Raw genomic sequence first — 11,929 nt, 5'->3', positions numbered from 1 at the left:
GCAATGGGCGGTACGGAAGCAATACGTGGTGGCAAGGATGGCCGCGGCGGTCTCGGCAATGTGCTGTCGGGTATCGCCGTGGCCATCGGCTTTGCGCTCTTCCTGGGCGGTTTCGTGTGGGGCGCGGTCGTCTACCGGCCCTACACGGTCCCCACCGATTCGATGATGCCCACGGTGCGGCCCGGGGACCGGGTGCTGGCGGAGCGCATCGACGGCGGCGACGTGCGCCGCGGGGACGTGGTCATCTTCACCGACTCCCTGTGGAGCGACTCCCCCATGGTCAAGCGCGTCGTCGGCATCGGCGGCGATGTCGTGAAGTGCTGCGGCGCGGCGGGTGATCTGACCGTCAACGGCGTCCCGCTGGACGAGCCCTACGCCGACACCAGCAAGCCGGAGACAGGGCTGGAGATGCCCCCCGGACAGACCGCGCCCACGGGGACCCCCTTCGAGGTGGCGGTCCCCGAGGGCAACCTCTTCCTGCTGGGCGACCGGCGGGCCTCCTCCCTGGACTCCCGGGCCCATCTGCAGGAGGCCGGGCAGGGGACCGTGTCCCGGTCGGCCGTCAGCGCCCGTGTCGACGCCCTGGCCTGGCCCGAGATGAAGATGCTGGAACGGCCGGCCACGTACGAGGCCCTGCCCGGCGGGATCTCACGGTCGGGGCCGCTGCGGCTCCAGGTGGTGGTGGTGCTCGTCGGGGCCGTCCTGGTGGCCGCGGGGGGCGCGTACGGGCCGGTCGCCCGGGTCCTGGCGCGCGGCCGACGGCGGGAGCCGGCCGGTGTCCGCTGACCCGGCCGCCGGGCACGGCCGCCGGAAGGTGTCACGGGTGATCCTGCTGGACCCGGCGGACCGGATCCTGCTGCTCCACGGCTTCGAACCGGCCGACCCGAGCGACGACTGGTGGTTCACCCCCGGCGGCGGACTGGAGGGGGCCGAGAGCCGGGAGCAGGCGGCGCTGCGCGAGCTGGCCGAGGAGACCGGGATCACCGAGGTCGAGCTGGGTCCGGTGCTGTGGCACCGCTACTGCTCGTTCCCGTTCGACGGGCGCCGCTGGGAACAGGACGAGTGGTACTTCCTCGCCCGGACCACCCGGACCGAGACCGAGATGAGCGGCCTCACCGAGCTGGAACGGCGCAGCGTCACCGGAGCGAGGTAGTGGACCTCCGAGGAACTTCTGGCGGCCCATGAGACGGTGTACCCGACCAGACTCGCCGAGCTGCTCCGTACGCTGCTCGACGACGGTCCTCCGGGTGAGCCGGTGGTCCTGGCCCCGGAAATCGTTTAGGGGCGCAGGGGCCTGGCGCACAATAGGGGGACGCACGGCTGAAGGGGAACATGCCATGAGTGCCGAGGACCTCGAAAAGTACGAGACCGAGATGGAGCTGAAGCTCTATCGGGAGTACCGCGACGTCGTCGGGCTGTTCAAGTATGTGATCGAGACGGAACGCCGTTTCTACCTCACGAACGACTACGAGATGCAGGTGCATTCGGTCCAGGGGGAGGTGTTCTTCGAGGTCTCCATGGCCGACGCCTGGGTCTGGGACATGTACCGGCCTGCTCGCTTCGTGAAGCAGGTACGCGTGCTGACCTTCAAGGACGTGAACATCGAGGAGCTCAACAAGACCGACCTCGAACTGCCCGGCAGCTGAGCACCGCCGCCGGCCGAACCGCCTCACCCGCACGGGTGAGGCGGTTCTCCACATCTGCCGGACCGTCCACCAAGATCCACAAGGTGGGCGCGGGTGCGGGACCGTCGGTGCCGGAGGTGGTGCCGGATGAACGCGAAGAGCGTGGCACAGCGGGCATTGGGGCGGTACGGCGAGGACCTCGCGGCCCGGCGGCTGACCGAAGCCGGGATGACCGTGATCGCACGGAACTGGCGGTGCCGCGGCGGCGAGATCGACATCGTCGCCCGGGACGGGGACGCCCTCGTCGTCTGCGAGGTCAAGACCCGCCGGGCGGGTGAGTTCGAGCATCCCATGGCCGCCGTGCGGCCGGCCAAGGCCGAGCGCTTACGCACGCTCGCCGGGCGCTGGCTCGCCGACCACGGCGGCCCACCCCCGGGCGGGGTACGCATCGACCTCGTCGGGGTGTTGCTGCCACGGCGCGGCGCCCCCTCGGTGGAACACGTGCGGGGGGTGGCCTGATGGGCTTCGCGCGAGCCTGCTCCGTGGCCCTGGTCGGCGTCGACGGCGTGGTGGTCGAGGTGCAGGCCGACCTGGAGCCCGGCGTGGCAGCCTTCACCCTGGTGGGGTTGCCGGACAAGACCCTGGTCGAGAGCCGGGACCGGGTGCGGGCCGCCGTGGTCAACTCGGGGGCGGCCTGGCCGCAGAAGAAGCTCACGGTTGGGCTGAGCCCGGCCTCCGTACCGAAATCCGGCGCCGGCTTCGACCTGGCCGTCGCGGCGGCCGTGCTCGGCGCGGCCGAGGTCGTCGACCCGGGTGCGATCGCCGACCTCGTGCTGATCGGCGAGCTGGGGCTGGACGGCCGGGTGCGCCCGGTCCGCGGGATCCTTCCCGCGGTCCTCGCCGCGGCCGAGGCCGGCTACCGACAGGTGGTGGTGCCGCGGCAGTGTGCGGCCGAAGCCTCGCTCGTCCCCGACGTCTCCGTCCTCGGCGTCGGCAGCCTCCGCCGGCTGATCGCCGTCCTGACCGGTGGCGAGGTCCCCGAGGAGGAACCCTACGAGCCCCCCGGCCGCCCGGACCCGATGCTGGCCGGACTCCTCGTCCCGGGAGCGGGGCTGGGCACCGGCCTCGCCCGGGGGCGGCCCGGCCGGGAGGACGGCTCGGACTTCCCCGACCTCGCGGACGTGGCGGGGCAGCACACGGCGCGCCGCGCGCTGGAGGTGGCCGCCGCCGGAGGACACCACCTCTTCCTCAGCGGACCGCCCGGCGCGGGCAAGACCATGCTGGCCGAACGGCTGCCCCGGCTGCTGCCGCCGCTCACCCGTCAGGACTCCCTGGAGGTCACGGCCGTCCACTCGGTCGCGGGAATCCTCCCGCCCGGCGAGCCCCTGATCGCCAGGCCGCCGTACTGCGCACCGCACCATTCGGCGACCATGCAGTCCCTGGTGGGCGGGGGGACGGGGATCCCGAGGCCCGGGGCGGTCTCCCTCGCCCACCGGGGCGTGCTCTTCCTGGACGAGGCCGCGGAGTTCCACAGCCGGGCGTTGGACGCGCTGCGGCAACCCCTGGAATCGGGGCACGTGGTCATCGCCCGCGCGGCGGGAGTGGTGAGACTGCCCGCCAGGTTCCTGATGGTGCTCGCCGCCAACCCGTGCCCCTGCGGGCGCCACACCCTGCACGGCGCCGGGTGCGAGTGTCCGCCTTCGGTGATCCGGCGCTACCAGGCCCGACTGTCCGGGCCGTTGCTCGACCGGGTGGACCTGCGCGTGGAGGTCGAACCCGTGACCCGTGGCGACCTGATGGGGCAGGGCGGCCGCGGGGAATCCACCGCGGCCGTCGCCGAGCGGGTGCGGCAGGCCCGGGAGCGCGCCGCCGCCCGGCTCGCCGACACACCGTGGCGGCTCAACTCCGAAGTGCCCGGCCAGGAACTGCGCACCCGGTGGCAGGCGGGACCCGGCGCGCTGGCCCCGGCCGAGCGCGATCTGGAACGGGGCCTGCTCACCGCCCGCGGGCTGGACCGGGTGCTGCGCGTCGCCTGGACCGTGGCCGACCTACGGGAACGGGACCGGCCCGAGGCGCTGGACGTGGCCGTGGCGCTGGAACTGCGGACCGGAATCGCCCGCGGGGCGATGTCACTGCCGGGAGCCGGGACATGACCGGCTCCGAGGACGCGGAACTGCTGGCGCGGGCGGCGCTCACCCGGGTGCTGGAGCCCGGGGACGCCCACGGCGGGCGATGGCTGCGGGAGTTCGGCGCGGTGCGGCTGATACGGCTGCTGACCGACCCCGGGACGGAGCCGGACACTCCGTCCGGGGTGGGGCCCGAGCGGCTCGCCGGGTACCGCAGGCGGGCGGCGCTGGCCGACCCCAGGCGGGACGTCGCGGACGCCGCCGAGGCGGGCGGCCGGTTCGTCTTCCCGGGATCGGCGGAGTGGCCGACCCAGCTCGACGACCTCGGCGACGAGCGGCCCGTCGGACTGTGGCTGCGGGGCAGGCCCAACCTCCGTACCTGGGCGCTGCGTTCGGTCTCCGTGGTCGGAGCCCGCGCCTGCACCCCGTACGGCGCGCACATGGCCCAGACCCTGGCCGCCGGACTCGCCGAGCGGGGTTGGGTCGTGGTGTCCGGCGCCGCGTTCGGGATCGACGGAGCCGCGCACCGCGGGGCCCTCGCCTCGGGCGGGGCGACCGCCGCGGTGCTCGCCTGCGGGGTGGACGTCGCCTACCCGCGCGGACACGCCGGGCTGCTCGGCCGGATCGCCGGGCAGGGGCTGATCCTCGGGGAGCTGCCCCCGGGCAGCCACCCGACCCCCAGCCGGTTCGTCCTGCGCAACCGGGTCATCGCCGCCCTCACCCGGGGCACGGTCGTCGTGGAGGCCGCGCACCGCAGCGGCTCACTGGTCACGGCCCGCCGCGCGCAACGCCTGGGTCGGTTCACCATGGGCGTCCCCGGCCCCGCCACCAGCGGGCTCTCCGCCGGCGTGCACGAACTGCTGCGCGGCGAGGCCGCGCTCGTGACCGACGCGGCCGAGGTGGTCGAGCTGGTCGGGGCCATGGGGGAGCTGGCGCCCGAGCGGCGCGGTCCCGTGCTCGCCCGGGACCTGCTGGACCCGGACACCGCGCGGGTGCTCGAAGCGCTGCCCGCCGGCCGCCCGGCGGACGTGGCCGCGCTGGCACTTGCCTGCGGCATCGGCGCCGATGAAGTCATCGGCAGACTGTACGAACTTCACTCTCTGGGGTTCGTCGAACGGCAGGGCGACGGCTGGCAGTTGAGCAGACAAACGGCTGGAGGAGGCACACAAACCGCAGCCGCCCGGCGAGGCGGTCGTTGACCTGGGGCGTTCCGGTGAAAGAGTGAAAGCGATGAGAGACGCGGTCTTCCCGGTGGCGGTCACCGGGACCGAGCGCCAGGCGCCGGTCCCGGGTCGCGCGCGCGAGTCCGGGCGCCTCCCGGGCCCCGCGCCATCCCGTACTCTTCGCGCACCGCGACAATCTCGTCACGCTACGCTCCCAAGGAATCCGGCTCCGGCAAAGGCGAAGCATGCCCCAGCACACCTCAGGGTCCGACCGCGCTGCGGTGCCCCCCGCTGCCCGCGGCAGCGTGCGGTCCACCGCGCCCTCGTCCCTGGAGGTGCTGTGGCGTTCGTACAAGGAGTCGGGTGACGAGCGGCTGCGGGAGCAACTGATCCTGCACTACTCGCCCCTGGTGAAGTACGTGGCCGGCCGCGTCAGTGTGGGCCTGCCGCCCAACGTGGAGCAGGCCGACTTCGTCTCCTCCGGGGTCTTCGGGCTGATCGACGCCATCGAGAAGTTCGACATCGAGCGGTCGATCAAGTTCGAGACGTACGCGATCACCCGGATCCGGGGCGCGATGATCGACGAGCTGCGGGCCCTGGACTGGATCCCGCGCTCGGTCCGGCAGAAGGCGCGCGCCGTGGAGCGGGCCTACGCCACGCTGGAGGCCCAGCTGCGGCGCACCCCGACGGAGATCGAGGTCGCCGGGGAGATGGGGATCGGTGTGGAGGATCTGCACACCGTCTTCAGTCAGTTGTCGCTGGCCAACGTGGTCGCCCTGGAGGAGCTGCTGCACGTCGGCGGGGAGGGCGGCGACCGGCTCTCGCTGATGGACACCCTGGAGGACACCGCCGCGGACAACCCGGTGGCGGTGGCCGAGGACCGCGAGCTGCGGCGCCTGCTGGCGCGAGCCATCAACACGCTGCCCGAGCGGGAGAAGACCGTGGTGACCCTCTACTACTACGAGGGACTCACCCTGGCCGAGATCGGCAATGTCCTCGGCGTCACCGAGAGCCGGGTCAGCCAGATCCACACCAAGTCCGTTCTGCAGTTGCGCGCAAAGTTGGCAGATGTGGGGAGGTGAGCTTGCGCTACCTCCGTAGAGTGGATGCGTGCCCAGGATTCGAGCGGCCTCCGTGGCCGAGCACCGGTCGATGCAGCGCGGCGCCCTCTTGGACGCCGCGCGATCCCTGCTGTCCGAAGGCGGGACGGAGGCGCTGACCTTCCCCGCCCTCGCGGAGCGGACCGGGCTCGCCCGGTCCTCCGTGTACGAGTACTTCCGCTCCCGCGCCGCCGTGGTCGAAGAGCTGTGCGCCGTGGACTTCCCCGTGTGGGCCGCCGAGATCGAAGCGGCGATGGAGCAGGCCGAGTCGCCGGAGGCGAAGATCGAGGCCTACGTGCGCAGCCAGTTGGGGCTCGTGGGCGACCGGCGCCACCGCGCGGTGGTCGCCATCTCGGCCAGCGAGCTCGACGCGGGCGCGCGGGAGAAGATCCGTGCGGCGCACGGCGGGCTCATCGCGATGATCGTCGAGGCGCTGAGCGCCTTGGGGCACGCGGAGCCGAGGCTGGCCGCGATGCTGCTCCAAGGCGTCGTGGACGCCGCCGTGCGGCGGATCGAGCTCGGCGCGGCGGAGGATCCCACCGTCGTGACGGAGGCCGCTGTCGCCATGGCCCTGCGGGGCGTCCGGGGCTGAGGCCCCCGCCGCCGCGCCGTGGGCCCCGCGCGTCTCACCCCCCGCTCGGGTTTGTCGGGAGCAGCCTCGGGGTCGGGCGGGGGAGCGACGTGAGCGGGTTGAGGTACACCTCGCCCGCCAGAAGACCCCAGTGCAGGCAGGGCGCCGGGCAGTGCGAGCCCTCCGTCAGCACCGCCACCACCTGGCCGGCCGTGACCTGCTCGCCCTCCGTGACCAGGGGTCGGACCGGCTCGTAGGTGGTGCGCAGCCCGTTCGGCAGGGTCAGCGAGAGCACGCCGCGCCCGGCGACGGGCCCCGCGTGGTGGACCCGGCCGGCCGCGACCGCCCGGAGCTCCGCGCCCACCGGCGCGGACAGGTCCACCCCGCGGTGACCGGCCGCGTAGGGGGTCGGCGGCGGGTCCCACCAGCGGGCCACCGACAGTGGGGCGGGCAGCGGGCGGACCCCGGGAAGGGCCGCCTGGGCCAGGGCCAGGAGCAGGCTGAGCAGCAAGGTCGTCATGGACCCCAGCGTCCCGCGCGCGCTCGGAGCACTGCCCGCGCCTGTGGACGGCCGGCGCACTGTGGACGACGGCGTCACCCGGCATACCGCCGGGTCCCGTACACTTCTTGTGGCGATCCGGGTCACCGGGTCGACTTCGCACGCCCCGGCGCCAGGCTGAAACAGCCAGGTGGCAGCGTCTCTCGGTCCCCTCATGGGGGCAGGGCGCGGTGGGGCGTCAGGAACCAAACCGAGAAACCAAGGAGATGGCCATGGCCGTCGTCACGATGCGGGAGCTGCTGGAAAGCGGCGTCCACTTCGGTCACCAGACCCGCCGTTGGAACCCGAAGATGAAGCGCTTCATCTTCACGGAGCGCAACGGCATCTACATCATCGACCTGCTGCAGTCGCTGTCGTACATCGACCGCGCCTACGAGTTCGTGAAGGAGACCGTCGCGCACGGTGGCTCCATCATGTTCGTCGGTACCAAGAAGCAGGCCCAGGAGGCCATCGCCGAGCAGGCGACGCGCGTTGGTATGCCGTACGTCAACCAGCGGTGGCTGGGTGGCATGCTCACCAACTTCTCCACCGTCTACAAGCGCCTTCAGCGTCTGAAGGAGCTTGAGGCGATCGACTTCGAGGACGTCGCCGCCTCGGGTCTCACCAAGAAGGAGCTCCTGGTCCTCTCCCGCGAGAAGACCAAGCTGGAGAAGACCCTCGGTGGTATCCGCGAGATGTCGAAGGTTCCCAGCGCCGTCTGGATCGTCGACACCAAGAAGGAGCACATCGCCGTCGGTGAGGCGCGCAAGCTCCACATCCCGGTCGTCGCGATCCTCGACACCAACTGCGACCCCGACGAGGTCGACTACAAGATCCCGGGCAACGACGACGCGATCCGTTCCGTCACCCTGCTCACCCGCGTGATCGCCGACGCCGTCGCCGAGGGCCTCATCGCCCGCTCCGGCGCTGCGACCGGTGACTCGAAGCCGGGCGAGAAGGCCGCCGCCGAGCCGCTCGCCGAGTGGGAGCGCGACCTGCTCGAGGGCGAGAAGAAGGCCGACGAGACCGAGGCCGCTCCGGCTGCCGAGGCCCCGGCCGCCGAGGCTGTCGAGGCCCCGGCCGCCGAGGCTGTCGAGGCTCCGGCCGCCGACGCCGAGCAGGCCTGACCCACTGAGAGCGCCCGGCGTTCACACGCCGGGCACTCGCAGCACGGACGATGACGGCGGGGGAGCCGCGCCTGAGGCGCGGCGCCTCCGCCGTTCACCCGTAGATCTACGACTTCGAGAGAGAATCACAGACTCATGGCGAACTACACCGCCGCTGACGTCAAGAAGCTCCGCGAGCTCACCGGCGCCGGCATGCTGGACTGCAAGAACGCGCTCGTGGACGCCGACGGTGACGTCGACAAGGCCCAGGAAGCGCTCCGCATCAAGGGTCAGAAGGGCGTCGCCAAGCGCGAGGGCCGTTCTGCCGAGAACGGTGCGGTCGTCTCCCTCATCGCCGACGACAACACCTCCGGTGTCATCGTCGAGCTGAAGTGCGAGACCGACTTCGTCGCCAAGGGCGAGAAGTTCCTGGCCGTCGCCAACCAGCTGGCCGCCCACGTGGCCGCCACCTCCCCGGCCGACATCGAGGCGCTGCTCGCGTCCGAGATCGAGCCCGGCAAGACCGTCACCGCTTTCGTCGACGAGGCCAACGCCAACCTCGGCGAGAAGATCGTCCTGGACCGCTTCGCGCAGTTCAGCGGCGGTTACGTGGCCGCGTACATGCACCGCACGATGCCCGACCTGCCGTTCCAGATCGGCGTCCTGGTCGAGCTCGACAAGGAGAACGCCGAGGTCGCCCGCGGCGTCGCGCAGCACATCGCCGCGTTCGCCCCGCAGTGGCTGTCCGCCGAGGACGTTCCGGCCGAGAAGGTCGAGTCCGAGCGTCGCATCGCCGAAGAGGTCACCCGCGCGGAGGGCAAGCCCGAGGCTGCCATCGCGAAGATCGTCGAGGGTCGCGTCAACGGCTTCTTCAAGGACGCCACGCTGCTCGGCCAGGCGTACGCCCTGGACAACAAGAAGTCCGTCCAGAAGGTTCTGGACGAGGCCGGTGTCACCCTGAAGCGCTTCACCCGCATCAAGGTCGGCATCTGAGTCCGTCCGTACGCGACGGACACCGGACCCCGGTAGGGTCTGAAGCAGTCGTCCGCGCTCGCGCGAGACGACCGCAGATCTGACGAGGAGGCCATTGCCGTAGAGGGAACCGCAAGGACCCACCGGCAATGGCCTTCTTCGTATGTGCACGAGGAGATCTCCATGAATCAGGGCGTGGACCCCCACACCGCATCCGACGACAAGAGCGACCAGGACAAGAAGGGCCGCCGCTTCATGCTGAAGCTGTCGGGCGAGGCCTTCTCCGGTGGCGGAGGACTGGGCGTCGACCCCGACGTCGTCCACGCCATCGCGCGTGAGATCGCCGCGGTGGTCCGCGACGGCGCGGAGATCGCCGTCGTGATCGGCGGCGGCAACTTCTTCCGCGGCGCCGAACTCCAGCAGCGCGGCATGGACCGGGCCCGGTCCGACTACATGGGCATGCTCGGTACCGTCATGAACTGCCTCGCGCTCCAGGACTTCCTGGAGAAGGAGGGCATCGACTCCCGCGTGCAGACCGCCATCACGATGGGCCAGGTCGCGGAGCCGTACATCCCGCTGCGTGCCGTCCGGCACCTGGAGAAGGGCCGCGTCGTCATCTTCGGCGCCGGCATGGGCATGCCCTACTTCTCCACCGACACCACGGCCGCCCAGCGCGCCCTGGAGATCGACGCCGAGGCCCTGCTCATGGGCAAGAACGGTGTCGACGGGGTCTACGACTCCGACCCGAAGAAGAACCCGGACGCGGTGAAGTTCGACGCGCTGGAGTACAGCGAGGTCCTCTCCCGCGACCTCAAGGTCGCCGACGCCACCGCGATCACGCTCTGCCGCGACAACAAGCTTCCGATCCTCGTTTTCGAGCTCCTGGCCGAGGGCAATATCGCCCGCGCCGTCAAGGGTGAGAAGATCGGCACGCTCGTGAGCGACCAGGAAACCCGGGCCTAGCAGTCCGCTGCCGGACCGAGCGAGCCGCAGGGCGGTTCGCCGGCCCCGCCCGCCCGCCTGAACCATCCATATCTGACATGCAGGAGCACGTGGTGACCGAAGAGATCCTCCTCGAGGCCGAGGAGAAGATGGAAAAGGCCGTCGTCGTCGCCAAGGAAGACTTCGCCGCGATTCGCACCGGCCGTGCGCACCCGGCGATGTTCAACAAGATCGTGGCGGAGTACTACGGCGCCATCACGCCCATCAACCAGCTCGCCTCCTTCTCGGTGCCCGAGCCGCGCATGGCGATCGTGACCCCGTTCGACAAGAGCGCCCTGCGCAACATCGAGCAGGCCATTCGCGACTCCGACCTCGGTGTCAACCCGAGCAACGACGGCAGCATCATCCGGGTGACCTTCCCCGAGCTGACGCAGGACCGCCGCAAGGAGTACATCAAGGTCGCGCGCACCAAGGCCGAGGACTCCAAGATCTCGCTCCGCGCCGTCCGTCGTAAGGCCAAGGACGCCCTCGACAAGCTGGTCAAGGACAAGGAGGCCGGCGAGGACGAGGTGCGTCGCGCGGAGAAGGAGCTCGACGACACCACCGCGAAGTACGTCGCGCAGGTGGACGAGCTCCTGAAGCACAAGGAAGCCGAGCTCCTCGAAGTCTGATGAACGACTCTTCCTGGCAGCCGGAGCCGGTTCCGGCGGGTCCCGCATACGATGCGCAGGTGGGCCCGCACACTCGGCCCATGCCCATCGTGCCCGATGCCGCCGGCCGTGACTTCGACGACCGGGAAGCACGCGATCGGGGGGTCGCCGCCGACAGCGGCCCCCTCTTCCGCGCCGATACGCCGCCGCAGGAGCCCATGCCCAGCCCCCCGCCTCCGCATGCCCAGCAGCCGCAGGACGCCTCGCCCCCGCCGCCGAAGAAGCGCGCGGGCCGGGATCTGCGCGCCGCCATAGGTGTGGGCGTAGGTCTCGGCGCGGTGATCTTCGCCTCGCTGCTGATCGTCAAGGCCGTCTTCGTCGGCGTCATCGTCGTCGCGGTCGTCGTCGGCCTGTGGGAGCTCACCTCCCGGCTGCAGGAACAGAAGGGCATCAAGGCCCCGCTGGTCCCGCTCGCGGTCGGTGGCGCCGCCATGGTCATCGCCGGATACGTCCGGGGGGCCGAGGGCGCCTGGGTCGCCATGGCCCTGACCGTGCTTGCGGTCCTGGTGTGGCGGATGACCGAACCGCCCGAGGACTACCTCAAGGACGTCACGGCGGGCGCCTTCGCGGCGTTCTACGTGCCCTTCCTGGCCACCTTCGTCGCGATGCTGCTCACCGCCGACGACGGCGCCGAGCGCGTGATCACCTTCCTCCTCCTGACCGTGGTCAGTGACACCGGCGCCTACGCGGTCGGCTGGCGCTTCGGCAAGACCAAGCTCGCGCCGCGCATCAGCCCCGGCAAGACCCGCGAGGGACTGTTCGGCGCGGTGGCCTTCGCGATGGCGGCCGGCGCGCTGTGCATGGAGTTCCTGATCGACGGCGGCTCCTGGTGGCAGGGCCTGCTGCTGGGCCTCGCGGTCGCGGTCAGCGCCACCCTGGGCGACCTGGGCGAGTCGATGATCAAGCGGGACCTCGGCATCAAGGACATGGGCACCCTGCTGCCGGGCCACGGCGGCATCATGGACCGCCTGGACTCCCTGCTTCCGACGGCCCCCGTGGTGTGGCTGCTGCTGGCAGCCTTCGTAGGCACCGGCTGACCTGCGAAAAGGCGTCGCAGGACGCCGGGCGGTTACTCT

General features: G+C 71.4%; 13 protein-coding genes and 1 pseudogene. 13 read left to right on the top strand and 1 reads right to left on the bottom strand.

Going from position 1 to position 11,929, the window contains the following annotated elements; all coding sequences use genetic code 11:
* Positions 1-3 precede the first annotated feature (3 nt).
* From lepB to ACWG52_RS11025, 8 genes and pseudogenes are all read left to right on the top strand, one after another.
* Positions 4-786: a signal peptidase I gene (lepB, locus tag ACWG52_RS11060; protein WP_389805175.1), complete on the top strand. Its 783-nt coding sequence runs from the start codon at positions 4-6 to the stop codon at positions 784-786.
* Positions 776-1,282 (top strand): annotated as a pseudogene (locus tag ACWG52_RS11055) (NUDIX hydrolase). The gene lepB and the pseudogene ACWG52_RS11055 overlap by 11 nt, the downstream one beginning before the upstream one ends.
* A gap of 55 nt (positions 1,283-1,337) precedes the next feature.
* Positions 1,338-1,646 carry a DUF2469 domain-containing protein gene (locus tag ACWG52_RS11050; protein ID WP_008737534.1) on the top strand — a complete coding sequence of 103 codons (309 nt, stop codon included), beginning with the start codon at positions 1,338-1,340 and terminating at the stop codon, positions 1,644-1,646.
* 126 nt (positions 1,647-1,772) lie between these two features.
* Positions 1,773-2,144, top strand: a complete 372-nt coding sequence (locus ACWG52_RS11045; RefSeq protein WP_389805171.1) for a YraN family protein — start codon at positions 1,773-1,775, stop codon at positions 2,142-2,144.
* A complete protein-coding gene (locus tag ACWG52_RS11040; RefSeq protein ID WP_389805168.1) occupies positions 2,144-3,778 on the top strand; it encodes a YifB family Mg chelatase-like AAA ATPase in 1,635 nt (544 codons plus the stop codon). The genes ACWG52_RS11045 and ACWG52_RS11040 overlap by 1 nt, the downstream gene beginning before the upstream one ends.
* Positions 3,775-4,950, top strand: a complete 1,176-nt coding sequence (gene dprA / locus ACWG52_RS11035; RefSeq protein WP_389805165.1) for a DNA-processing protein DprA — start codon at positions 3,775-3,777, stop codon at positions 4,948-4,950. The genes ACWG52_RS11040 and dprA overlap by 4 nt, the downstream gene beginning before the upstream one ends.
* 209 nt (positions 4,951-5,159) lie before the next feature.
* On the top strand, positions 5,160-5,996 hold the full coding sequence (gene whiG / locus ACWG52_RS11030; protein ID WP_030767140.1) for an RNA polymerase sigma factor WhiG: 837 nt from the start codon (positions 5,160-5,162) through the stop codon (positions 5,994-5,996).
* Positions 5,997-6,048: 52 nt separating this feature from the next.
* Positions 6,049-6,606, top strand: a complete 558-nt coding sequence (locus tag ACWG52_RS11025; RefSeq protein WP_078909437.1) for a TetR/AcrR family transcriptional regulator — start codon at positions 6,049-6,051, stop codon at positions 6,604-6,606.
* A 34-nt stretch (positions 6,607-6,640) separates the two neighbouring features.
* Here the strand turns inward: ACWG52_RS11025 and ACWG52_RS11020 are convergent, their stop codons facing one another.
* A complete protein-coding gene (locus ACWG52_RS11020) occupies positions 6,641-7,105 on the bottom strand; it encodes a M23 family metallopeptidase (protein ID WP_389805160.1) in 465 nt (154 codons plus the stop codon).
* A gap of 251 nt (positions 7,106-7,356) precedes the next feature.
* On the opposite strand from ACWG52_RS11020, the gene rpsB reads away from it, so the two are divergent.
* The 5 genes from rpsB to ACWG52_RS10995 all read left to right on the top strand — a co-directional run bounded on the left by rpsB (position 7,357) and on the right by ACWG52_RS10995 (position 11,890).
* Positions 7,357-8,250 (top strand): 30S ribosomal protein S2, encoded by an 894-nt coding sequence (gene rpsB / locus ACWG52_RS11015; RefSeq protein ID WP_386091782.1) that lies wholly within the window; start codon positions 7,357-7,359, stop codon positions 8,248-8,250.
* Positions 8,251-8,385: 135 nt separating this feature from the next.
* Positions 8,386-9,222, top strand: a complete 837-nt coding sequence (tsf, locus tag ACWG52_RS11010) for a translation elongation factor Ts (protein WP_033222937.1) — start codon at positions 8,386-8,388, stop codon at positions 9,220-9,222.
* A gap of 162 nt (positions 9,223-9,384) precedes the next feature.
* Positions 9,385-10,164: a UMP kinase gene (gene pyrH, locus ACWG52_RS11005; RefSeq protein ID WP_030016384.1), complete on the top strand. Its 780-nt coding sequence runs from the start codon at positions 9,385-9,387 to the stop codon at positions 10,162-10,164.
* 92 nt (positions 10,165-10,256) lie between these two features.
* Entirely contained in the window at positions 10,257-10,814 is a 558-nt protein-coding gene (gene frr, locus ACWG52_RS11000; RefSeq protein ID WP_030016386.1) for a ribosome recycling factor, read from the top strand.
* Entirely contained in the window at positions 10,814-11,890 is a 1,077-nt protein-coding gene (locus ACWG52_RS10995) for a phosphatidate cytidylyltransferase (RefSeq protein WP_389805155.1), read from the top strand. Before frr ends, ACWG52_RS10995 begins: the two co-directional genes overlap by 1 nt.
* Positions 11,891-11,929: the final 39 nt, after the last annotated feature.

The organism is Streptomyces sp. CLCI03, assembly GCF_053615355.1.
This window is presented reverse-complemented; position numbering and strand designations above follow the sequence as displayed.

Excerpts from the sequence above, each read along its gene's own strand:
- ACWG52_RS10995 (WP_389805155.1), top strand. The coding sequence starts at position 10,814 with ATGAACGACTCTTCCTGGCAGCCGGAGCCGGTTCCGGCGGGTCCCGCA.
- ACWG52_RS11020 (WP_389805160.1), bottom strand. The coding sequence starts at position 7,105 with ATGACGACCTTGCTGCTCAGCCTGCTCCTGGCCCTGGCCCAGGCGGCC.
- lepB (WP_389805175.1), top strand. The coding sequence starts at position 4 with ATGGGCGGTACGGAAGCAATACGTGGTGGCAAGGATGGCCGCGGCGGT.
- ACWG52_RS11050 (WP_008737534.1), top strand. The coding sequence starts at position 1,338 with ATGAGTGCCGAGGACCTCGAAAAGTACGAGACCGAGATGGAGCTGAAG.
- ACWG52_RS11045 (WP_389805171.1), top strand. The coding sequence starts at position 1,773 with ATGAACGCGAAGAGCGTGGCACAGCGGGCATTGGGGCGGTACGGCGAG.
- rpsB (WP_386091782.1), top strand. The coding sequence starts at position 7,357 with ATGGCCGTCGTCACGATGCGGGAGCTGCTGGAAAGCGGCGTCCACTTC.
- whiG (WP_030767140.1), top strand. The coding sequence starts at position 5,160 with ATGCCCCAGCACACCTCAGGGTCCGACCGCGCTGCGGTGCCCCCCGCT.
- pyrH (WP_030016384.1), top strand. The coding sequence starts at position 9,385 with ATGAATCAGGGCGTGGACCCCCACACCGCATCCGACGACAAGAGCGAC.
- ACWG52_RS11040 (WP_389805168.1), top strand. The coding sequence starts at position 2,144 with ATGGGCTTCGCGCGAGCCTGCTCCGTGGCCCTGGTCGGCGTCGACGGC.
- tsf (WP_033222937.1), top strand. The coding sequence starts at position 8,386 with ATGGCGAACTACACCGCCGCTGACGTCAAGAAGCTCCGCGAGCTCACC.
- dprA (WP_389805165.1), top strand. The coding sequence starts at position 3,775 with ATGACCGGCTCCGAGGACGCGGAACTGCTGGCGCGGGCGGCGCTCACC.